Source organism: Streptomyces pyxinicus (assembly GCF_024753135.1).
Lineage (GTDB): Bacteria > Actinomycetota > Actinomycetes > Streptomycetales > Streptomycetaceae > Streptomyces > Streptomyces pyxinicus.
Genome location: NZ_JANUGP010000013.1, coordinates 63,699 through 85,355, shown reverse-complemented (window position 1 = coordinate 85,355; position 21,657 = coordinate 63,699). Strand labels below are relative to the sequence as shown.

The following is a 21,657-nucleotide window of genomic DNA, read 5'->3' as shown; positions in this document are numbered from 1 at the left end:
CGGCGCTACTTCAGCGCCGCCTGCATCATCGCCTTCGCCACCGGTGCCGCGAGGCCGTTGCCGCTGACCTCCGAGCGCGCCGCGTTCGACTGCTCGACCATCACCGCCACGGCGACCTCCTTGCCGCTGCCCGACTTGGCGAAGGAGGTGAACCAGGCGTACGGCGTCTTGCTGTTGTTCTCGCCGTGCTGGGCGGTGCCGGTCTTGCCGCCGACGGTGGCGCCGGGTATCCGCGCGTTGGTGCCGGTGCCCTGCTCGACCACCGTCCGCATCGCCGACCGCAACTGCTCGGCGGTCTCCGAGCTGACGATCCGCCGGGTGTCCGCGTCGTCGTCGTAGTCCTTCAGCACCTCGCCGTCGCCGTCGGTGATCTGCGACACCATGTGCGGCGAGGCCAGCTCGCCGTCGTTGGCTATGGCGGCGGACACCATGGCCATCTGGAGCGGGGTCGCGGTGACGTCGAACTGACCGATGCCGGACAGCGCGGTCTGCGCCTTGTCCATGCCGGAGGGGTAGAGGCTCGGGTAGGCGCGCACCGGCACGTCCTGCGCGTCGTCGTTGAAGCCGAACTTCTCGGCCATCGCCCGCACCTTGTCCTGGCCGAGCTGGACGGCCATGTGACCGAAGACGTTGTTGCAGGAGTAGCGCAGGGCCTGCCGGATCGGGGCGTTCTCGCAGGGCGCCGACTTGTTCTCGTTCTCCAGCGGGCGCACCGTGCCCGGCAGGATGTAGGGATCGGGGCTGTCGGTGGGGACGTCCACGTTCTCGTACAGCCCGTCCTCCAGCGCGGCCGCCGCCACGACCAGCTTGAAGGTGGAGCCCGGCGGCAGCGGCTGGCGCAGCGCGCGGTTGGTCAGCGGCTTGTCCTTGTCCGCGTTCAGCGACTTCCAGGCCGACCCGGCGGTGTTCGCGTCGGTCAGCGAGGACGGGTCGTACGACGGCGTCGAGACCGCGCCGAGGATCTTGCCGGTCTTCGGGTCGATCGCGACCGCCGCGCCCTTGGTGTCACCGAGCGCCCGGTACCCCGCCTTCTGCACGGCCGGGTCGATCGTCGTCAGCACGTCGCCCGGGTCGGCGCGCCGGCCCGTGACGGTGTCCATGATGGTCTTCAGCCGGGTGTCGGTGCCGTTGAGCAGGTCCTGGTAGATGCCCTCCAGCTGGGTGGGCGCGTAGGCCTGCGAGGCGTAGCCCGTCACCGCCGCGTACAGCTTGCCGTCCTGGTAGGAGCGCTTGTACGCGAGGTCGCCGCCCTTGGTGCGCGTGGAGCCGGTGATCGCGTTCCCGGCCACGATGATGTTCCCGAGCGGGCGCGAGTACGTCGCGATCACGTTCCGCCGGTTCTTGTTGTCTTCCGCGAGGGCCTTGCCGTCGTAGAACTGCACCCACGTCGCCCTGACCAGCAGGGTGAGCACGAGCAGCAGCGCGAAGACGGACGCCCGCCTGATCGTCTTGTTCATCCCGCTCCGAAGACGAGCGGAAGGGGTGCTTTCGTTCCCGCGCGCCCCGTTTTCTCATCGGCCGTTCAGGACCAGCACGACCTCCTCGACCTCCCGGCCGCGTCCGTTGGCGTATCCGCGGGCCCGGGCGGCCTCGCGGAAGCCGCACTTCTCCAGCACCCGCAGCGAGCCGGTGTTGTCGGCCGCGGCCCGCGCGTACAGCGGCCGGTCGGGGACCTCGGCGAGCAGGGCGCGCAGCGCCGCGGTGGCCACGCCCCGGCCCCAGCAGGCGCGGTCGATCCAGTACGTCACCTCGCGTCCGCCCGGCTCGCCGTAGACGGCGGTGCTGCCCACCACCCGGCCGTCGGCCAGCACCGTGCGCGGCACGGCGTCGGTGGCCAGGAGCCGGCGCCACCAGTCGGCGAAGGCATCCGGGTCGCGGTCCTCCTCGGGGCCGAACGCGGCCATCCGGACGGCCACCGGGTCGGTCATCTGCCGGAAGAACTCCGGCAGGTCCGATTCCTCGACGGCCCGCAGCGCGATCTCCATGCGCCCGAGCCTACGACGGCACGCGCGCCGGGCCGCCGACCCGCGCTCAGAGCCTGCGCGTCGCCAGCGTCAGCCGGTCCCGGGCGTCGAACAGCGCGTCCTTGATGAGCTGCTCGTGCGCGGGCGTCAGCCGGGCCACCGGCACCGAGCAGCTGACGGCGTCCCGGGCCGGGGTGCGGTAGGGGATCGCCACGCCGAAGCAGCGCAGGCCCAGGGTGTTCTCCTCGCGGTCGACCGCGAAGCCCCGCTCGCGCACCTGGCGCAGCTCCTCGATGAGCTTCTCCCGGTCGGTGAGGGTGTGCTCGGTGAGCGCGGGCAGCGTCTGTGGCAGCAGCTTGCGCACCTGCTCGTCGGTGTAGGTGGCGAGGATCGCCTTGCCGAGCGAGGTGGAGTGGGCCGGCAGCCGGCGCCCGACCCGGGTGAAGGGGCGCAGGTAGTGCTGGGACTGGCGGGTGGCCAGGTAGACGACGTTGGTGCCGTCGAGCCGGGCCAGGTGGATGGTCTCGGTGGTGTCGTCGGAGAGCCGGTCCAGGGTGGGGCGGGCGGCGGCCACCACCTCGTCGCCGTCGATGTACGAGGTGCCCACCAGCAGGGCCCGCACCCCGATGCCGTACCGGGTGCCGGTCGCGTCGGTCTCCACCCAGCCCAGCTCCACGAGTGTGCGCAGCAGCATGTACAGGCTGGACTTGGGGTAGCCCACGGCCTCCTGGACGGCCGCCAGCGCGTGCATGCCGGGCCGGCCGGCGAAGTACTCCAGCAGCTCCACCGTCCGTACCGCGGACTTGACCTGCGCCCCGCCGCCTGCCTCGCCTGCCGTCATCGCCCTGCCCCTTCGTTCCCCCGAGGACCTGTGCCACGGGACCTGGATTCGCGCGGACCCGGATAGGTAGTCTCCGAGCAGCGTATTCATCACCAGAGACGGCGTTCAGTATATCGAACACCGTCCAGGGGTGGCCGGGAACAGCGGCCTTACTGGGAGGGACCCGTGGTGGCAGCAGCACCAGTCTGGAGTGTCGACCCGCGTACCGGGAAGCGGCGGGAGCAGGTTGCGGTGGAAGCCACAGCCGAAGAGGTGGACACGGCGGTCCGCGCGGCCCACGCGGTCCGCGGCGCCCTGGCCGACCGCGCGGTGCGCTCCGCGTTCCTGCGCTCGGCCGCGGCCGGCCTGGACGCGGCCCGGGACGGCCTGGTCGAGACGGCCGACGCGGAGACCGCGCTCGGCCCGGTCCGCCTCACCGGCGAACTCGCCCGGACCTGCTATCAGTTGCGGGCCTTCGCCGACATCGTGGACGAGGGCGCCTTCCTCGACGTCGTGATCGACCACCCCGACGCCGGCGCCACCCCGCCGGTCCCGGACCTGCGCCGCCACAAGGTGCCGCTCGGGGTCGTCGCCGTCTACTCCGCCTCCAACTTCCCCTTCGCCTTCTCCGTCGCCGGCGGCGACACCGCGAGCGCGCTCGCCGCCGGCTGCCCGGTCGTCGTCAAGGCCCACCCCGACCACCCGGCGCTGTCCGAGCTGGTCGCGAAGGTGCTGCGCCGGGCCGCCGCCGCGCACGTCATCCCCGCGGACGTGGTCGGACTGGTGCACGGCTTCGAGGCCGGCGTCGAGCTGATCGGGCACCCCTTGGTGGCCGCCGCGGGGTTCACCGGCTCGGTCCGGGGCGGGCGCGCCCTCTTCGACGCCGCCGCCGCGCGCCCGGTGCCGATCCCGTTCCACGGCGAACTCGGCTCGCTCAACCCCGTCCTGGTCACCGAGGCGGCGGCGGCCGAGCGGGCCGAGGAGATCGGCGCGGGGCTCGCCGGCTCGATGACCCTCGGCGTCGGCCAGTTCTGCGTGAAGCCGGGGCTGGTTCTGGTGCCGTCCGGCGCGGGCGGCGACCGGCTCCTGAAGTCCCTCACCGACGCGGTCAGCGACACCGACGCCGGGGTGCTGCTCGACCACCGGATGCGGGACGACTTCCTCGCCGGGGTGCGCGAGCGCGCCGCCCTGGCGGACGTGGAGTCCCCGGTGACACCGGGCGCGGGCGGCGAGCACACGGTCAGCGCCGGGTTCTTCACGGTGCCGGCGGACCGGCTGACCGAGGAGGGGGCGTACGGCGTCCTGCTGGAGGAGTGCTTCGGGCCGGTCACCGTCGTGGCCCGCTACACCGACGAGGAGCAGGCCACCGCCGTCCTGTCCCGGCTGCCGGGCAACCTCACCGCCTCCGTACAGCTGTCCTCGCGGGAGGCGGCCGGCCAGGGCCGGGGCGCCGACCTCCTCGCCGCACTCACCCCGCTGGCCGGCCGGGTGGTCGTGAACGCCTGGCCCACCGGAGTCGCGGTCGCCCCCGCCCAGCACCATGGCGGCCCCTACCCCGCCACCACGTCCACCTCGACCTCCGTGGGCGGCACGGCCATCGAGCGCTGGCTCCGCCCCGTCACCTACCAGAACACCCCGACCGCCCTCCTGCCCCGCGAACTCCTGGACGACAATCCCCTGGGGCTGCCACGCCGGTTCAACGGGGTTCTGGAGCGGTAGCGCCGACGCGGCCCGGCGGCGGGGCGCGCGGTAGCGCCTGCGTCCGGCGCCCCCCCCGGGGGTGGAGTAAGCGTGGCCTCGGCCCGCCCGCAGTAGTGCCTCGCGCCCCCGGAGTGCGCAGCGGTGGTTCCGGCCCCCGCGCCCGGGACGGTCGCCGTCGCCCCTGGTGCACGCGCGAGCGGTGTGTTTCCGGGACGCCCCCTCATGGCGCCCGGCGTCATGGGGAGACCAGACAGCGGGGCGCCACCGGCTCCCCCGTAGTGGCGGCCCTCCCGGGCGCCGACCGTGGTGACGCGAATCGTCACCCTGGGCCGCGCGCGGTAGTGCCTCGCGTCCCCGGGGTGCGCAGTGGTGGTTCCGGCCCCCGCGCCCGGGACGGCCGTCGTCGCCCCTGGTGCACGCGCGAGCGGTGTGTTTCCGGGACGACCCCCATGGCGCCCTGCGGCATGGGGAGACCAGGCAGCGGGGAGAGGCCGGCTCCCCCGTAGTGGCGGTCCCTCCCGGGCGCCGACCCGTGGTGACGGAATCGTCGCCCTGGGCCGCGTGGTAGCGCCTGCCCGCGGCCTCTGGGACAGCCGGTGGCGCCCCGCATCCCCAGGCGCCCCGGCCACCGGGACCGCCCCCGTCCCCCTGTCATCATGGCCCGATGGACTTCGAGATACCCGAACTGCCCTTCCCGTTGCGCACCTACGGGCCCGACGGGAACTGGTCCTACGAGGACGGGGTGCTGACCGGGTGGGCGGGGGCCCGGCAGGACCGGTTCGTCACGCCTGTCGGGGAGTCGGTCGAGCCCGTCTCCGACGCGCCCCGGCTGCTCGGGGCGCCCGAGGGGGACTTCCAGCTCATCGCCCGGGTCACCGTGGGGTTCCGGGCCGCGTTCGACGCCGGGGTGCTCTACGCGCACGTCGGCGACCGGGCCTGGGCCAAGCTGTGCCTGGAGAACTCCCCGGACGTGCCCACCGTCTGTACCGTGGTCACCCGGGGGCACTCCGACGACGCCAACTCCTTCACCGTGGAGGGCCGTACGGTGTGGCTGCGGGTCAGCCGGACCGGCCGGGCCCTCGCCTTCCACGCCTCCCGGGACGGCGAGCGCTGGACCTTCGTCCGCCTCTTCACGCTGGGGGACGAGCAGGAGACCGGCGCCGCTCTGGTCGGGTTCATGACCCAGTCGCCGCTCGGGGAGGGCTGCGTGGTCACCTACGACCACCTGGAGTTCCGCTCCTCCTGGCCGGGCGACCTGCGCGACGGCAGCTGAGCCGGCGGCCCCCGCAACCGCGCGCGGGGGCCGGCGCGTCCTTCCCGGCATGATCAGCGACCGCGTCACCGGCGCCCTCGTCATCCGCACCGCCCTGCCCACGGAGGCCGGGACCATCGCGGAACTGCACCTGAAGGCCCGCTCGACCTACTACCCGGACGGCGTCCCGCAGGCCGGCCTCGACTGGGCCGAGGCCTGGCGCGGCTCCATCGAGCGCCCCGACTGCCAGGTGCTGTGCGCCATCGGGCAGGGGAGGATCGTCGGTATCGCCTCCTTCCGCACCCCGGACGGCGTCGGCCCCGACACGGTCGAGCTGTTCCAGTTCCACGTCGACCCGAGCCACTGGCGCGTCGGCATCGGCACCGCGCTGCACGCGGCCTGCGTGGAGCAGTGGCGTGCCGACGGCCGGCGCGCGGCGGTGCTCGACGTGCACACCGGCAACCTGCGGGCCCAGGCCTTCTACGCCCGCCACGACTGGGTTCCGGACCCCGAGAACCCGTTCACCGAGGGCGACCACCACCGCTACCTGCGCCGTGCCGTCCGGACCGGGGAATGAACCCCGCTGCTTGAAGGTTCACGTACCGGGCGGAGAGGGTCTCCGCGCCGTACGACCGAAGAGAGCCGAAGAATGCGCGTCGAGATCTGGAGCGACATCGCCTGCCCGTGGTGCTACGTGGGCAAGGCCCGCTTCGAGAAGGCGCTGGCTGCCTTTCCGCACCGCGAGCAGGTCGAGGTGGTGCACCGCTCCTTCGAGCTGGACCCGGGCCACCCCAAGGGCGATGTCCAGCCGGTGATCACCATGCTGACCGCCAAGTACGGCATGAGCGAGGCGCAGGCCCAGGCCGGCGAGGACAACCTCGGCGCCCAGGCCGCCGCCGAGGGCCTCGACTACCGCACCCGGGACCGCGACCACGGCAACACCTTCGACATGCACCGCCTGCTGCACCTCGCCAAGGAGCACGGCCGGCAGGACGCCCTGACGCAGATCCTGTACCGCGCCAACTTCGCCGAGGAGCGGTCCGTCTTCAGCGAGGGCGACGAGCGGCTCGTCGAGCTGGCCGTCGAGGCCGGGCTCGACGCCGACCGGGTCCGCGCGGTCCTCGCCGACCCGGACGCCTACGCCGACGAGGTCCGCGCCGACGAGCGCGAGGCCGCCCGGCTCGGCGCGAACGGCGTGCCCTTCTTCGTCCTCGACCGCGCCTACGGCGTCTCCGGCGCCCAGCCCGCCGAGGTGTTCACGAACGCGCTGACCCAGGCCTGGGGCGAGCGCTCCCCGCTGACCCTGGTCGACCAGGGTGACGCTCAGGCCTGCGGCCCGGACGGCTGCGCGGTGCCGCAGCGGGGCTGAAAACCGCAGGTCGGCGGGGACGTATAAGAAGGTCTGATCGGAGCCACGCAGAAATCGGCGATGGACGTGGACCGTCGCGGGCCGCAGAGTGGGTCCATGGACACCACGGAGACGTTCGCCCAGCGCGTCCGCGCCGAGTTCACCCCCAAGGGCGCCTTCCTCAACACCGCGAGCAACGGCCTGCTGCCCGCCCGGGGCGTCGCCGCCCTGCACGAGGCGGCACTGCTGCGCGCGGAGGGCCGGCCCCTGCTCCCGCTCTTCGAGGACGTGGAGAGCTGCCGGGCCGGCTACGCCCGGCTGGCCGGCGTGCCCGCGCACCGGGTCGCGGCCGGCGCCTCGGTCGCCGCCCACACCGGCGTGATCGCCGCCTCCCTGCCGGCCGGCGCCGAAGTCCTCACCGCCGAGGACGACTTCACCTCCGTACTCAACCCGTTCCACGTCCGCGGCGACCTCAAGGTGCGGGCGGTCCCGCTGGAGCGGATCGCCGAGTCGGTCCGCCCGGACACCGCGCTCGTCGCGGTCAGCGCCGTCCAGTCCGCCGACGGCCGCCTCGCCGACCTGCGCGCCCTGCGCGAGGCGGCCCGCGCCCACGGCGCCCGCACCTACGTCGACTTCTCCCAGGCCGCGGGCTGGCTGCCGGTGGACGCCGACGCGTACGACTTCACCGCCACCGTCTCCTTCAAGTGGCTGCTCGGCCCGCACGGCGCGGCCTTCCTCACCGTCCCCGAGGACTTCGGCGGACTCGTGCCGGTGCTGGCCGGCTGGGTCGCGGGCGAGGCGCCCTGGGACAGCTGCTACGGCCCGGTCGCCGAACTCGCCCACTCCGCCCGGCGGTTCGACCTCACCCACGCCCTGTTCACCTACACCGCGCTGCGCCGCTCCCTGGAACTGATCGAGGAACTGGGGATCGACGCCGTCCACGCGCACGCCCTCACCCTCGCCGACCGGTTCCGGACGGGCCTCGCCGGCCTCGGCCACGAGCCGCTGGCCGCCCCCGGCTCGGCGATCGTCTCGGTGCCCGGACTCGGCACCCGCCAGCCGGAGTTGAGCGAGGCCGGCATCGAGGTCTCCAACCGGTCCGGCAACCTGCGCGCCGCCTTCCACCTCTACAACACCGACGCGGACGTCGACCGGCTGCTGGAAGCACTGAGGGGCTGAGCACACGACCGGGCCGGAGCCTCCCGTCCCACACAGGAGGCCCCGGCCCGGGGTCGGTCACGCGCGGCTACCGCACCGGCGTGAAGTCCCGCGCGCCGATGTAGTCCGGCCGGTGCACCGGCGCCGCGAACGGCTCCACCGCCGTGTTCTCCACGCTGTTGAACACGATGAAGACGTTGCTGCGCGGGTACGGCGTGATGTTGTCGCCCGAGCCGTGCATGCAGTTGCAGTCGAACCAGGTCGCCGAGCCCGCCCGGCCGGTGAACAGCCGGATCCCGTGCTCGCCCGCCAGCGTGGTCAGCGCCTCGTCGGAGGGCGTGCCCGCGTCCTGCATCTGGAGGGACTTCTTGTAGTTGTCCCGGGGGGTCTCCCCGGCACAGCCCAGGAACGTCCGGTGCGAGCCCGGCATGATCATGAGCCCGCCGTTGGTGTCGAGGTTCTCGGTCAGCGCGATCGAGACGGACACCGTGCGCATGTTCGGCAGCCCGTCCTCGGCGTGCCAGGTCTCGAAGTCCGAGTGCCAGTAGAAGCCGCTCGCGCCGAAGCCCGGCTTCACGTTGATCCGGGACTGGTGGACGTACACGTCCGAGCCGAGGATCTGCCGGGCCCGGCCGACCACCCGCTCGTCGCGCACCAGCTTCGCGAACACCTCGCTGATCCGGTGCACCTCGAAGACCGAGCGGATCTCCTTGGACTGCGGCTCCACGATGGAGCGCTCGTCGGCGCGGACCGCCGGGTCGGTGACCAGCCGGTCCAGCTCCCGGCGGTACACCTCGACCTCGTCCGGCGTGATCAGCTGGTCGACGGCGAGGAAGCCGTCGCGCTCGAACGCCTGGAGGTCGGCCGTGGCGATCGGGCCCGGGGCGTCGGGGGAGCCCCAGACGACCGGGTCCTGGCGGGGTGCGGTCACCTCGGTGGTGCCGCGGGTCGGGTAGAGATCCTTCACGGTGGCAGTGGCCATGGGTTTCTCACACCTCCTCGGGCTCGGTGAGCAGCGGGTAGACGCCGTTCTCGTCGTGGTCCTCCCGTCCGGTCACGGGCGGGTTGAACACGCAGAGGCAGTGGAAGTCCTCCTTGACGCGCAGCGTGTGCCGCTCGTGCCCGTCGAGGAGGTACATGGTGCCGGGGGTGATGGTGTGCGTCTTCCCGGTCTCGTGGTCGGTCAGCTCGGCCTCGCCCTTGGTGCAGACGACGGCCTCGATGTGGTTGGCGTACCACATCGACGTCTCGGTCCCGGCGTAGAGGATCGTCTCGTGCAGGGAGAAGCCGACCCGCTCCTTGGCGAGGACGATCCGCTTGCTCTCCCAGGTGCCGGACTTCGCCTTGACGTGCCGGTCGGTGCCTTCGATTTCCTTGAACGATCGGACGATCACGGTGCTGCTCTTCCTCCTGGTCGGCGGTTTCGGTCGGTCGGCCGTCGGCTCCGGACGGCCGGGTCCTCGGTGTCAGACGGTCTCGCGGACGGCGCGGGCGAGGATGCTCAGGCCCTCGTCCAGCTCGTCCGGGGTGATGGTGAGGGCGGGCAGCAGCTTGACGACCTCGCTCTCCGGGCCGGACGTCTCGATGAGCAGCCCGAGTTCGAAGGCGCGCCGGGCGACCCGGTTGGCCCGCTCCTTGTCGCGGAACTCCAGGCCCCACACCAGCCCGCGCCCGCGGTACTCCTTGATGTCGGCGAGGTTCTCCTCGGTGATGGAGATCAGCGCCTGCTCGACCTGCTCACCGCGGGTGCGGGTCTGCTTCTCCATGGCGGAGCCGTCGGTCCAGTACGTCTCCAGGGCCGCGGTGGCCGTGACGAACGCCGGGTTGTTGCCGCGGAAGGTGCCGTTGTGCTCGCCCGGCTCCCAGACGTCCAGCTCGGGGCGGAACAGGCACAGCGACATCGGCAGCCCGTAGCCGCTGATCGACTTCGACACCGTGACGATGTCGGGGGTGATCCCGGCCTCCTCGAAGGAGAAGAAGGCGCCGGTACGGCCGCAGCCCATCTGGATGTCGTCGACGATCAGCAGCATGTCCTGCCGCTCGCACAGCTCCTTGAGCGCGCGCAGCCACTCGGGCCGGGCGACGTTGATGCCGCCCTCGCCCTGCACGGTCTCCACGATCACGGCCGCCGGCTTGTTCAGCCCGGAGCCCTGGTCCTCCAGCAGCCGCTCGAACCACAGGAAGTCCGGGACCTGGCCGTCGAAGTAGTTGTCGAAGGGCATCGGGGTGCCGTGCACCAGCGGTATGCCGGCGCCGGCCCGCTTGAAGGCGTTGCCGGTCACCGCGAGCGAGCCCAGGGACATGCCGTGGAAGGCGTTGGTGAACGACACGATCGCCTCGCGCCCCTTCACCTTCCGGGCGAGCTTCAGCGCCGACTCCACGGCGTTGGTGCCCGTCGGACCCGGGAACATCACCTTGTACGGCAGGTCGCGCGGGCGCAGCACCAGGTCCTGGAAGGTCTGCAGGAAGCTCCGCTTGGCCGTGGTCGACATGTCCAGGCCGTGGGTGACGCCGTCCCGGGACAGATAGTCGATCAGCGCCCGTTTCAGCACCGGGTTGTTGTGCCCGTAGTTGAGTGAGCCGGCACCGGCGAAGAAGTCGAGGTACGCGTGGCCGTCCTCGTCGTACATCCGGCTGCCCTGTGCGCGGTCGAAGACGGCGGGCCAGCCGCGGCAGTAGCTGCGCACCTCGGACTCAAGGGTCTCGAAGACGCTGAGGTCGGGCTGGGTGATGGTCACGTGAATCGCTCCTCGGTGGGCGGTGAAAGCGGTCAGCGGGCGGTGAGGTCGGTCAGCGGGCCGATGCGGTACAGCACCTCGGGATCGTGCGGGCCGTCCGGGAAGTGTTCGGCGCCGAACAGCACCTCGCGCTCGACGCGCGCCCCGTGCCGGGTGGCGAAGGAGGTGAACAGCCGTTCGGAGGCGGTGTTGCCCGGGGTGATGGTGGTCTCCACCTCGGTGACACCGCGCTCGGCGGCCAGCCGTGCGGTCAGCGCGTCCAGCAGCTTGGCGGCGATGCCTAGGCCGCGGTGGGCGCCGTCCACGGCGACCTGCCACACGAGCAGGGTGTCCGGGCGGTCCGGCCGCATGTATCCGGTGACGAATCCGACCGGCTCCCCGTCCGCACCGCGCGCCACCGCAGAGGTGCCGGCGAAGTCCCGGCACCACAGCAGATAGCTGTACGAGGAGTTCAGGTCGAGCTTTTCGGAGTCCTTGGCGAGACGCCAGAGCGCGGCTCCGTCGTCCACCGCCGGTCGGTCGATGAGCAGGTCTGCGGGTGCGGCAGTCATGCGGCACGAATTTAGCGAGGCGAATGAGGAAATGCACGACGGTGATCACCGCGCGGCGGGACGCCCTGAGTGAAATGTCGGAATTACCCCACGGCAAAACGGGACAAAAATGCCGCGCTGTGGACTGTGTCACAGCCCGGAAACCTGCCGAAATCTCCCGGAAAACTTCCCTGTTTAGCTCTGCAAAAAGCGGGAAGAAGAAGTCGGGAGGCTATCGATCAGTGAATTGACGGGAATTGTGAACCCCTTTTGAATTCAGGCGCCGGTGGTTCCGTCGATGCGTTCCCGGAGAATGTCGGCATGTCCGTTGTGCCGGGCGTATTCCTCGATGAGGTGGATCAGCACCCAGCGCACACTGACCTCCGCGCCGGCCATGGGCCCGTCGGCGATCCGCCCGGTGCGCTCCGGCGGCAGCCCGGCGCACAGCTCGCGTCCGCGCGCGATCTCCCGTCGCCAGGCGCCCAGCGCCTCCGCGAGCCCGCGCCCCGGATCGAGGACGTACCCCGTCTCCTCCGCGAACACCGGCGGCAGACTGAGGCCGCCCAGCACCCGCTGAAACCAGGTGCGCTCCACCTCGGCGAGATGCTGGACGAGCCCCAGCAGGGTCAGCCCCGACGGCTGCGCCGCGGCGAGCCGCACCTGCCCGTCGTCCAGCCCCCGGCACTTCAGCTCCAGCGTGGCCCGGTGGAAGTCCAGCCAGCTCTCCAGCATCTCCCGCTCGGGGCCGGTCATCAGCGGCACGGGACGTCCGTCGGGCAGGGTGCGAGGCGCGTCGATGGTCATGCGGGGAGCATGGCACGGGCCACTGACAGCGGGGCCTCGCGGGCGCGGGCCGGGCGGTCCGGAGGCTCAGGCCCAGGCCGCGTCCACCGCTCGGCCGGCGCTCGCCACGTCCACGCTCAGCCCCGACTCCGCCAGCGCGGCGCCCAGCGCCGCCAGCGAGCCCCGTACCGCCCCCGGTGCCGCGTCCGCCCCGTAGTGGTTGACCCGGATCATCTCCCGGGACAGGGTGCCCCCGCCCGCGGCCAGCGGCAGCGCCGGGTCGCTGCGCAGGGCCCGTGCCACCACCTCCGACGCCACCACGTCCGACGGCACCCGCAGCGTCGTGGCGACCGGCGCGGCGTCCGCGGCCTCGTGGACGTACGGCTCCAGGCCGCCGCCGAGCGCCACCGCACCCGCCCGGGTGGCCAGCGCGGCGCTCCGGTGCCGGGCCATCACCGTCTCCAGGCCCACCGACTCGATGCGCTCCAGGCACGCCTCAAGGGCCAGCATCTCCAGCTGCGCCGGGGCGTGCGGCAGCGCCCGGCGCCCGGCGTCGGTCCAGCGCTCCTTCCAGTCCAGCAGGGACAGGTAGGAGCGGCGCGGCGCCCCCGGGTTCGCCCGCATCCGGGCCCACGCCCGCTCGCTCACCGAGATCGCCGACACCCCCGCCGGACCGCCCATCGCCTTCTGCGCCCCGATCACGCACAGGTCCACGCCCCACGCGTCCGGCAGCACCGGCTCGGCACCCACCGAGGCGACCGCGTCCAGATAGAACAGGGCGCCCCGCTCCCGTACCACCTCGCCGATCTCCGCGACCGGGTTGGTGTTGCCGGTCGCCGCCTCCGCGTGCACCAGCGACACGAAGTCGATCTCCGGGTGCGCGGCGAACGCCTCCCGGACCTGTCCGGCGGTCACCGCCGTGTGGAAGGGCACCGCGATGTCGTGCACGGTCGCCCCGCAGTCCCGGAGCCAGTCCCCGAAGGTCTGCCCGTAGGGGCCGGTGATCACGTTCAGGGCCACCGTGCCCGGACCGGCCGCCGCGCGGATCGCGCCCTCCAGCGGCAGCAGCGCCTCGCCCTGCGTGATCAGCACGTCCTGCCGGGTGCCCAGCAACCGCGCCACCCGGTCCTCGATGGCGGCGAAGCGCTCGGCGGTCAGCGGGGGCAGATCGAGGAAGGGGTGGGTCACGGTGCTGCTCTCTTCGCTCACGAGGGTCCACGGGGCCGACCGGGCGTCGACGCAGACGAGCGTAACCCTCGCCACACCACCGCTCCCGACCGGCGACTTCGCAGGCCGGGCGGCTCGGATACCATCGGTTTGATTTGAGACACCCAAACATCTCCTTATAATCGGAACCCGCTCACCCCCCACTGGAGACCTCCATGACCACCCTCCCCGGGCGCCGGACCCGCCTTCTGGCCGCCACCACCGCGACCGCCGCACTCGTGCTCGTCGTGGCCGGCTGCTCCTCCAGCGATTCGGGGAGCGGCAAGACCACCGTCAAGGGCGTCCACCTCGCCAAGGGCGGACAGCTCACCACCTGCACCCACCTGCCGTACCCGCCGTTCCAGTCGGACATCGACGGCAAGGTGCAGGGCTTCGACGTCTCCCTGATCGACCTGGTCGCCAAGGACCTCGGCGTCAAGCAGCAGATCCAGGACACCCCCTTCGAGAACTTCAAGACCGGCGCCTTCCTGAACTCCGGGCAGTGCGACCTGGCCGCCGCCGGTATGACCATCACCGCCGAGCGCAAGAAGAACGTCGACTTCTCCGACCCCTACTTCGAGGCCACCCAGGCCGTCCTGGTCGACAGGAGCAGCGGGATCGGCTCGCTGGCCGACGTCAAGGCCAAGGGCAAGAAGCTCGGCGCCCAGGCGCAGACCACCGGCGAGGACTACGTCAAGGGCAAGGGCTACGACCCGGTCTCCTTCGAGTCCTCCGACGCCGTCCTCAACGGCCTGCGCACCGGCCAGGTCCAGGCCGTCGTCATCGACTACCCGGTGGTCCAGGGCTGGCTCAAGGACAAGGCCAACGCGGACAAGTTCAAGGTCGTCGGCAACCTCAAGACCGGCGAGCAGTACGGCTTCACCGTCAAGAAGGGCAACAAGGCCCTGCTGAACGCCATCAACAAGGCGCTCAAGGACGCCAAGGCCGACGGCACCTACAAGAAGATCTACGAGAAGTGGATCGGCCCGTACAACGCCTCCGTCGCCTCGCCCGCCGCCTCATGACGGACACGGAAACGGACACGAGCCTTCAGCCGAAGAAGAAGGGCCTGACCCGGCGCCGGAAGCGCGCCCTCTCGCGCGGCGCGCAGTACGCCGTCTTCGTCGCCGCCGTGATCGCCTTCGCGGTCTCGGCGGACTGGGGCCGGCTCAAGAACCAGTTCGCCCAGGCGGACATCGCCCAGCAGATGTTCCCGGACGTCATCACGCTGGCGCTGAAGAACACCGTGCTCTACACGCTGTCCGGCTTCGTCGTCGGCCTGGTGCTCGGCATGGTCATCGCGCTGATGCGGCTGTCCTCCGTGGGCCCCTACCGCTGGCTGGCCGGCGTCTACATCGAGATCTTCCGGGGCCTGCCCGCCCTGCTGATCTTCATCTTCGTCGGCGTCGCCGTCCCGCTCGCCTTCCCCGGCACCGAGATCCCCGGCGGCACCTACGGCAAGGTCGCCATCGCCCTCGGCCTGGTCTCGGCCGCCTACATGGCCGAAACCATCCGCGCCGGCATCCAGGCCGTGCCCAAGGGGCAGCTGGAGGCGGCCCGTTCGCTCGGCTTCTCGCCCGCGCGGGCCATGGTCTCGATCATCGTCCCGCAGGCCTTCCGGATCATCCTGCCGCCGCTGACCAACGAACTCGTCCTGCTCTTCAAGGACTCCTCGCTGGTGCTGTTCCTCGGCGTCACCCTGGAGGAGCGGGAACTGTCCAAGTTCGGCCGCGACCTGGCGAGCACGACCGCCAATTCCACGCCGATCCTGGTGGCCGGCCTGTGCTACCTGCTGGTCACCGTCCCGCTCAGCTTCGTCGTCCGCCGTATGGAGTCCAAGGCACAGGAGGCGATCCGGTGAGCCGCCCCGAGATCGAGGTACGGGCACTGCACAAGTCCTTCGGCGACAACGAGGTGCTGCGCGGCATCGACCTGGAGATCGGCCGGGGCGAGGTCGTCTGCGTCATCGGCCCCTCCGGTTCCGGCAAGTCCACCCTGCTGCGCTGCGTGAACCTGCTGGAGGAGCCGAGCAAGGGGCAGGTCTTCGTCGGCGGCACCGAGGTCACCGACCCGGACGTCGACATCGACGCCGTACGCCGCCGGATCGGCATGGTCTTCCAGCAGTTCAACCTCTTCCCGCACCTCAGCGTCACCGAGAACCTCACGCTGCCGCAGCGCCGGGTCCTTGGCCGGGACAAGGCGGAGGCCGCCCGCGTGGCCGCCGAGAACCTCGCCCGGGTCGGCCTGTCCGAGAAGGCGGACGCCTACCCGGCCAGCCTCTCCGGCGGGCAGCAGCAGCGCGTGGCCATCGCCCGCGCGCTCGCCATGGGCCCGCGGGTGATGCTCTTCGACGAGCCGACCTCCGCGCTCGACCCCGAACTCGTCGGTGACGTCCTCGCGGTGATGCGCGGGCTCGCCGAGGACGGCATGACGATGATGGTCGTCACCCACGAGATGACCTTCGCCCGCGAGGTCGCCGACCGGGTCGTCTTCATGGACGGCGGCGTGATCGTCGAGGACGGCAGCCCCGGGCAGGTCATCGGCTCCCCGCGCCACGAGCGCACCCGGCACTTCCTGTCCCGCCTGCTCGACCCGGCGATGGCCGAGGTCGAGGAGGGCACCTCCGGGCAGGGGGGCGGGGAGACACCGTAGGTCGTTAGGGTGCGGTGCATGAGCGATGGCGCCGTACTCCACGTGAAGGGCAGGGTCCTGGCCGGACCCGAGGACGTCCGCGACGAGTTGTGGGTGGTCGGGGGGCGGGTCTCCTACGACCGCCCCGCCGGCGCCCGCGACATCACCACCGTCGCGGGCTGGGCACTGCCCGGCCTGGTCGACGCGCACTGCCACGTCGGCCTCGGCGCGCACGGCCCGGTCGACGCCGACACCGCCGAGAAGCAGGCGCTCACCGACCGGGGGACCGGCACCCTGCTGCTGCGCGACGCCGGCTCGCCCTCCGACACCCGCTGGATCGACGACCGCGCGGACCTGCCGAAGATCATCCGCGCGGGCCGGCACATCGCCCGCACCCGCCGCTACATCCGGAACTACGCCTGGGAGATCGAGCCCGAAGACCTGGTCGGCTACGTCGCCCAGGAGGCCCGGCGCGGCGACGGCTGGGTCAAGCTGGTCGGCGACTGGATCGACCGCGACCTCGGTGACCTCTCCCCGTGCTGGCCCCGCGAGCCCGTCGAGGCCGCCATCGCCGAGGCCCACCGGCTCGGCGCCCGGGTCACCGCGCACTGCTTCGCCGAGAACTCGCTGCGCGACCTGGTCGAGGCGGGCATCGACTGCGTCGAGCACGCCACCGGCCTCACCGAGGACCTGATCCCGCTGTTCGCCGAGCGGGGCGTCGCGATCGTGCCGACCCTCGTCAACATCGCGACCTTCCCGCGCCTCGCGGACGGCGGCGACTCCAAGTACCCGCGCTGGTCGGCCCACATGCGCCGGCTGCACGAGCGCCGCTACGACACCGTGCGCGCCGCCCGCGACGCCGGCATCCCCGTCTACGTCGGCACCGACGCGGGCGGCTCGCTGGCGCACGGCCTGGTCGCCGACGAGGTCGCGGAACTGGTCACCGCCGGCATCCCCCCGGTCGAGGCGCTCTCCGCGACCACGTGGGGCGCCCGCGCCTGGCTCGGCCGGCCAGGGCTCGACGAGGGCGCGCCGGCCGACCTGGTGGTCTACGAGGCCGATCCGCGGGCGGACGTACGGGTGCTGGCGGCGCCGCGGCGGGTGGTGCTGAACGGGGCCGTGGTGGAGTAGCGAACGCGCGTGCGCGGTGTGTCGAAGGCGTGTGCGGAAACTTCTCGATCGAGTGAAGTGACCCTGGATAGCTGTCCGTTCACCCACAGTGGGGACAAGGTTGACGTGTCCCAAGCAGGTTCCTTCTGGGGGTCCCACCGCCTTGAACAGCCATACCTTCCGCATGTCCGCACGCCGTCTCGCCGCTCTGGCGACGGTCACCGCCCTCACCGCGGCGCCCGCGGTCCTGGGCGCGGGCGCCGCGCACGCGACCGGTGACCACGGTCGCGCCTCCGCCGTCGTCCTGCGCACCGGGCTCGACGTGTCCCTGCTCAACAAGACCATCGACGTCCCGCTCGCCGTCTCCCTCAACGAGGTCCAGGCACCGCGCAGCGCCGACCGGACCGCGCTGTCCGCCCGGCTCGACGGGGTCGCGGGCGGCAAGCCGTTCACCGTGCTCGGCGCCGACGTGGCCCAGTCCCGGGCCACGGCGACCGCCGAGCGCGCCGAGGGCTCCGTCCGCCTCGTCCACGCCAGGCTGCACGTCCCCGGCCTGCCCCTGCTGTCCCTGATCCAGGCCGACACGGTCACCGCCAAGGCCACCTGCGAGGCCGGCCGGAAGCCGGTCGCCGCCGCGAACGTGCTCGGCGCCGTCACCGTCCTCGGCAAGCGGGTCACGCTCACCGCCGGCGCTCCCGTCGAGGTGAAGGTGCCCGGCGTCGGCGAGGTCCGCCTCGGCCTCTCCGAGACGACCACCACGTCCCGTACGGCGGCCGCGACCGCCCTCGAACTCAAGGTCTCCGTCAACCCGCTGAAGCTCAACGTGGCCGACGTCGAGGGCACGGTCACCCTGGCCAAGGCCACCTGCGAGGCCCCGTCGGCCCCGCCCACGAAGCGCCCCGCGCCGAGCCACACCCCGGCCACCGGCACCCACCCCCAGGGCGGCACCTCCGAGGCCGACCTCGCCGAGACCGGCGGCAGTCCGGCCACCCCGTACATCGCCGGCGGCGCCGTCGCGCTGCTGCTGGCGGGAGGCGGCGCGGCGACGCTGGCCCGGCGCCGCAGGGGCTGACGGCGGGGGAGGGGTGCCCGGTGCGCCGGGCACCCCTCCGTGTACGGCCTCGGTTCCGCGAGGCGGCCGGGTGGCTCAAAGCAGGGCAGCCGACAGGGCCTTCAGGAAGACGTCCGCTGTGTGCCGGTCGCGGACCGCGAGCCGGATCCAGTTCTCGTCCAGGCCCGGGAACGTGTCCCCGCGGCGCACGGCGTAGCCGAGGGCGCGCAAGCGGTGCCGTACCTCGGCCGCCCCCGGCATCCGGACCAGCACGAAGGGGCCCTCCGCCGGGCCGGCCACCCGTACGCCACGGTCGGCGAAGCGGGCCAGCCCGGCGACCAGGTGGGCCCGGTCCGCGGCGACCCGGTGCGCCGCGTGCCCCGCCTCCGCCAGCGCGCGCGGTGACACGCACGCCTCGGCCGCCGTCAGCGCCGGCGTCGACACCGGCCACAGCGGCTGGGCCCGCTCCAGCTCGGCGACGATCCCCGGCTCGGCCAGCACGTACCCGATGCGCAGGCCCGCCAGGCCCCAGGTCTTGGTCAGGCTGCGCAGCACCACCAGACCGGGCACGTCGGTGCGGCCGGCCAGCGCCTCCCGCTCGCCCGGCACCGCGTCCATGAACGCCTCGTCCACCACCAGCACCCGCCCCGGCCGGGCCAGCCCGGCGACGGCGGCGGCCGGATGCAGCACGGACGTCGGGTTCGTCGGGTTCCCGATCACCACCAGGTCCGCCGACTCCGGCACCGCCGCCGGATCCAGCCGGAACCCGTCCGCCGCCCGCAGCACCACCCGGTCCACCGTGTGCCCGGCATCCCGCAGCGCCGCCTCCGGTTCTGTGAACTGCGGGTGCACGACCACCGGCCGCCGTACCTTCAGGGCGCGGGCGAGCAGCACGAACGCCTCCGCCGCACCCGCCGTCAGCAGCACCCGCTCCACCGGCAGCCCGTGCCGCGCCGCCACCGCCGCCCGCGCGGCCCGCCCGTCCGGGTAGGCGGCGAGGCCGGCCAGCGACCCGGCGATCTCCTCGCGCAGCCACGGCGGCGGGGTGTCCGCGCGGACGTTGACCGCGAGGTCGACCAGCGCGGCCCCGTCGTCCCGCACCTCCGCGTCCCCGTGGTGCCGCAGATCGTGCCCGCCGCCCCCGCCGCCCTCAGTACGCATGACCCCGCCCGTGGCCGCGCACGGCCTCCTCGTACCGCTCCAGCACCACGTCCACCAGCTCCGGTTCCGGTCCGATCACGTCCGCCGAGCGCACCTCGGCGTCCGGGTGCGCCGCCGCCCAGCCGTCGGTCTGCTGCCGCACCCGGTCCGGCAGGACGCCGGGGAACAGGAAGTACGGCAGCACCACGATCCGCCGGGCGCCCAGCCGCAGGCACCGGTCAAGACCGCTCGGCACGTCCGGCGCCGCCTGCGACACGAACGCCGTCTCCACGCCGGCGTACCCGCGGCCCTCCCGGAGCAGCCGGGCCGCCCGATGCACTTCGGCGTCGGCGTCCGGGTCCCGCACACCCCGCCCGACCAGCAGCACGGTGACGTCCGACCGGTCCCCGGGACCCCGCCCGGCCGTGCCGCCCAGCGCCTCCTCGACCCGCCGCTCCAGCACGCCCAGCAGACCCGGGTGCGGGCCGAGCGGACGGCCGTAGGCGTACGAGACGCCCGGGTGCCGTGCCGGCTCCCGGGCCGGCGCCGCCGGGATGTCGTCCTTGGCGTGCCCGGCGGACACCAGCGGCAGCGGTACCGCCGCGAACCGGCGCACCCCCCGCTCCACCAGCGCGGTGACCGCCTCGCCCAGCGGCGGCGAGGACAGTTCCAGGAAGCCGCCCGCGACGGGCAGGCCGGGCCGGCGGCGCCCCAGTTCCCGCACGACGGCACGGAACGCCTCGGCTCCGGCCTCGTCACGGGTGCCGTGTCCGGCGATGAGCAGGGCGGGCGGGGTGGTCACGGTGTCTCCCAGGATGAGGTGGGGCGGTACTGCGGGGTCACCGTCCGGCCGGCGACGGCACGGGTCGCGGCGGTGCCCGCGGTGACCCCCGTCATCATGTCGAGCGTCGCCGGGTCCGACGCGGGCAGGGGGGTCCCCGGCGCGTGGTCGCGTCCGACCACCGCGTGCCGCCCACCCCCCGGGCGCCGGGCGACCGCACAGGTCGCCCTCGCCGGCCGGCCCGTCGACTTCCGCTTGGGCACGAGGAGTTCCCCGCCGCCGAGCAGCGCGGCGGCCTCCGCGACGGACGGGGTGCCGACGGCCGCGAGGGGCCCGGTGGAGGGGTTCGGCACCGCGACGGCCGCCAGCTCCCCGGCGGAGTACGCCACCAGAGGCACGCCGAGGCGTTCGGCGGCGGCCACGATGCCGGGCTCCGCCGCCTTGGTGTCCACGGTGGCCAGCCGCGCCACCGACCGCGCCGGGAGGCCCGCCTCGCGCAGCACCTCCTCGACCAGCCCGAGCACCTCACCGGCGGTGACGCCCTTCGACGCGCCGATCCCGACGACCAGCGTGGGGGCGTCGGCGGCCACGGGATCAGTCCTCTCGTACGGGTGCATGCGGTTCGGGATGGGTGAAATATCAGGGTGCGGCCGGGTATGGGAACCGCCCGATGTGCGCTGAGGTGCCAACATCGGATAGCAAGTGCCTATGGCGGTCTTCGTCGCGCTCGGCGCGTTCCTGATGACGCTGGCCGGCGGCTGGACGGCACAGCGGGTGACCGACCGCAGGCATCTCGTCCTCGGACTGGCCGGCGGTCTCATGCTCGGCGTGGTCGGCCTCGACCTGCTGCCGGAGGCGCTGCACGCGGCGGACCGCGAGGTCTTCGGCGTGCCCGCGGCCCTGCTGCTGTTCGTGGCCGGGTTCCTGGTGGCCCATCTGGTGGAGCGCACGCTGGCCGCCCGGCAGGCCGCGCACGGCGGAGCCGAGGGCCACGACCACCGGGCGCCCGAGGTGGGCCTGACGGCGGCGGCCGCGATGGTCGGGCACAGCGCGATGGACGGCGTGGCGATCGGCGCGGCCTTCCAGGTGGGCGGCGGCATGGGCGCCTCCGTCGCGCTCGCCGTGATCGCGCACGACTTCGCCGACGGCTTCAACACCTTCACCATCACCAGCCTGTACGGCAACGCGCGCCGCCGGGCGATCGGCATGCTGCTGGCCGACGCCTGCGCGCCCCTGCTGGGCGCGCTGTCGACCGTTTTCTTCCACATCCCGGAGCCGGTGCTCGGCGGCTATCTCGGGCTCTTCGGCGGTGTGCTGCTCTATCTCGCCGCCGCCGAGATCCTCCCCGAGGCCCACCACGAGCACCCGGCCCGCTCCACCCTGCTGTGCACGATCGCGGGCGCGGCGTTCATCTGGCTGGTCGTCGGCGTCTCGGGCGGCTGAC

At 73.0% G+C, this 21,657-nt stretch carries 21 protein-coding genes and 2 pseudogenes; 11 read left to right on the top strand and 12 right to left on the bottom strand.

The window, feature by feature from the left end:
• Window positions 1–5: 5 nt before the first annotated feature.
• Genes NX794_RS18745 through NX794_RS18735 form a run of 3 tightly spaced genes read right to left on the bottom strand, consistent with a single transcriptional unit; the run spans window position 6 to window position 2,805 of the window.
• A complete protein-coding gene (locus NX794_RS18745; RefSeq protein ID WP_258779715.1) occupies window positions 6–1,457 on the bottom strand; it encodes a peptidoglycan D,D-transpeptidase FtsI family protein in 1,452 nt (483 codons plus the stop codon).
• Window positions 1,458–1,511: 54 nt separating this feature from the next.
• Complete coding sequence (locus NX794_RS18740; RefSeq protein ID WP_258779714.1) at window positions 1,512–1,985, bottom strand: GNAT family N-acetyltransferase; 474 nt, start codon at window positions 1,983–1,985, stop codon at window positions 1,512–1,514.
• Between the two features lie 46 nt (window positions 1,986–2,031).
• Entirely contained in the window at window positions 2,032–2,805 is a 774-nt protein-coding gene (locus NX794_RS18735; protein WP_258779713.1) for an IclR family transcriptional regulator, read from the bottom strand.
• A 168-nt stretch (window positions 2,806–2,973) separates the two neighbouring features.
• Between NX794_RS18735 and NX794_RS18730 the strand changes: the two genes are divergently transcribed.
• The 5 genes from NX794_RS18730 (at window position 2,974) to NX794_RS18710 (ending at window position 8,264) form a co-directional block, all read left to right on the top strand.
• The gene (locus NX794_RS18730) at window positions 2,974–4,503 is read left to right on the top strand and encodes an aldehyde dehydrogenase (NADP(+)) (protein ID WP_258779712.1); all 1,530 of its coding nucleotides are present in this window, start codon (window positions 2,974–2,976) and stop codon (window positions 4,501–4,503) included.
• Window positions 4,504–5,149: 646 nt separating this feature from the next.
• Window positions 5,150–5,758: a DUF1349 domain-containing protein gene (locus tag NX794_RS18725; protein WP_258779711.1), complete on the top strand. Its 609-nt coding sequence runs from the start codon at window positions 5,150–5,152 to the stop codon at window positions 5,756–5,758.
• 49 nt (window positions 5,759–5,807) lie between these two features.
• Window positions 5,808–6,314: a GNAT family N-acetyltransferase gene (locus NX794_RS18720; protein WP_258779710.1), complete on the top strand. Its 507-nt coding sequence runs from the start codon at window positions 5,808–5,810 to the stop codon at window positions 6,312–6,314.
• Window positions 6,315–6,386: 72 nt separating this feature from the next.
• Entirely contained in the window at window positions 6,387–7,106 is a 720-nt protein-coding gene (locus NX794_RS18715) for a DsbA family oxidoreductase (RefSeq protein WP_258779709.1), read from the top strand.
• Window positions 7,107–7,202: 96 nt separating this feature from the next.
• Entirely contained in the window at window positions 7,203–8,264 is a 1,062-nt protein-coding gene (locus NX794_RS18710) for an aminotransferase class V-fold PLP-dependent enzyme (RefSeq protein ID WP_258779708.1), read from the top strand.
• Window positions 8,265–8,331: 67 nt separating this feature from the next.
• On the opposite strand, the gene thpD is transcribed toward NX794_RS18710, so the two are convergent.
• The 6 genes from thpD to NX794_RS18680 all read right to left on the bottom strand — a co-directional run bounded on the left by thpD (window position 8,332) and on the right by NX794_RS18680 (window position 13,482).
• Window positions 8,332–9,225: an ectoine hydroxylase gene (gene thpD, locus NX794_RS18705; protein WP_258779707.1), complete on the bottom strand. Its 894-nt coding sequence runs from the start codon at window positions 9,223–9,225 to the stop codon at window positions 8,332–8,334.
• Between the two features lie 7 nt (window positions 9,226–9,232).
• On the bottom strand, window positions 9,233–9,637 hold the full coding sequence (locus NX794_RS18700) for an ectoine synthase (protein ID WP_258779706.1): 405 nt from the start codon (window positions 9,635–9,637) through the stop codon (window positions 9,233–9,235).
• Between the two features lie 72 nt (window positions 9,638–9,709).
• The gene (gene ectB / locus NX794_RS18695) at window positions 9,710–10,981 is read right to left on the bottom strand and encodes a diaminobutyrate--2-oxoglutarate transaminase (RefSeq protein WP_258779705.1); all 1,272 of its coding nucleotides are present in this window, start codon (window positions 10,979–10,981) and stop codon (window positions 9,710–9,712) included.
• Window positions 10,982–11,013: 32 nt separating this feature from the next.
• Window positions 11,014–11,532, bottom strand: a complete 519-nt coding sequence (gene ectA / locus NX794_RS18690) for a diaminobutyrate acetyltransferase (RefSeq protein ID WP_258779704.1) — start codon at window positions 11,530–11,532, stop codon at window positions 11,014–11,016.
• A gap of 255 nt (window positions 11,533–11,787) precedes the next feature.
• Window positions 11,788–12,315, bottom strand: coding sequence for a DinB family protein (locus NX794_RS18685; RefSeq protein WP_258779703.1), 528 nt, complete (start codon window positions 12,313–12,315; stop codon window positions 11,788–11,790).
• A 66-nt stretch (window positions 12,316–12,381) separates the two neighbouring features.
• On the bottom strand, window positions 12,382–13,482 hold the full coding sequence (locus tag NX794_RS18680) for a pyridoxal-phosphate-dependent aminotransferase family protein (protein WP_258779819.1): 1,101 nt from the start codon (window positions 13,480–13,482) through the stop codon (window positions 12,382–12,384).
• A 194-nt stretch (window positions 13,483–13,676) separates the two neighbouring features.
• On the opposite strand from NX794_RS18680, the gene NX794_RS18675 reads away from it, so the two are divergent.
• From NX794_RS18675 to NX794_RS18655, 5 genes are all read left to right on the top strand, one after another.
• On the top strand, window positions 13,677–14,525 hold the full coding sequence (locus tag NX794_RS18675) for a transporter substrate-binding domain-containing protein (protein WP_258779702.1): 849 nt from the start codon (window positions 13,677–13,679) through the stop codon (window positions 14,523–14,525).
• Window positions 14,522–15,361, top strand: a complete 840-nt coding sequence (locus NX794_RS18670) for an amino acid ABC transporter permease (RefSeq protein WP_258779701.1) — start codon at window positions 14,522–14,524, stop codon at window positions 15,359–15,361. The genes NX794_RS18675 and NX794_RS18670 overlap by 4 nt, the downstream gene beginning before the upstream one ends.
• Window positions 15,358–16,152: an amino acid ABC transporter ATP-binding protein gene (locus tag NX794_RS18665; RefSeq protein ID WP_258779700.1), complete on the top strand. Its 795-nt coding sequence runs from the start codon at window positions 15,358–15,360 to the stop codon at window positions 16,150–16,152. The genes NX794_RS18670 and NX794_RS18665 overlap by 4 nt, the downstream gene beginning before the upstream one ends.
• A gap of 18 nt (window positions 16,153–16,170) precedes the next feature.
• Complete coding sequence (locus NX794_RS18660; protein ID WP_258779699.1) at window positions 16,171–17,262, top strand: amidohydrolase family protein; 1,092 nt, start codon at window positions 16,171–16,173, stop codon at window positions 17,260–17,262.
• A gap of 142 nt (window positions 17,263–17,404) precedes the next feature.
• The gene (locus tag NX794_RS18655; RefSeq protein ID WP_258779698.1) at window positions 17,405–18,313 is read left to right on the top strand and encodes an SCO1860 family LAETG-anchored protein; all 909 of its coding nucleotides are present in this window, start codon (window positions 17,405–17,407) and stop codon (window positions 18,311–18,313) included.
• A 75-nt stretch (window positions 18,314–18,388) separates the two neighbouring features.
• On the opposite strand, the gene cobC is transcribed toward NX794_RS18655, so the two are convergent.
• The 3 genes and pseudogenes from cobC to NX794_RS18640 all read right to left on the bottom strand — a co-directional run.
• Window positions 18,389–19,453: an Rv2231c family histidinol phosphate aminotransferase CobC gene (cobC, locus tag NX794_RS18650; RefSeq protein WP_258779697.1), complete on the bottom strand. Its 1,065-nt coding sequence runs from the start codon at window positions 19,451–19,453 to the stop codon at window positions 18,389–18,391.
• Window positions 19,454–19,466: 13 nt separating this feature from the next.
• Window positions 19,467–20,234: pseudogene (locus tag NX794_RS18645) on the bottom strand (sirohydrochlorin chelatase); the annotation flags it as partial.
• A gap of 152 nt (window positions 20,235–20,386) precedes the next feature.
• Window positions 20,387–20,788 (bottom strand): annotated as a pseudogene (locus NX794_RS18640) (cobalamin biosynthesis protein); the annotation flags it as partial.
• Between the two features lie 133 nt (window positions 20,789–20,921).
• Here NX794_RS18640 and NX794_RS18635 point away from each other — a divergent pair.
• On the top strand, window positions 20,922–21,656 hold the full coding sequence (locus NX794_RS18635; RefSeq protein ID WP_258779695.1) for a ZIP family metal transporter: 735 nt from the start codon (window positions 20,922–20,924) through the stop codon (window positions 21,654–21,656).
• The last annotated feature ends 1 nt before the right edge of the window (window position 21,657 follow it).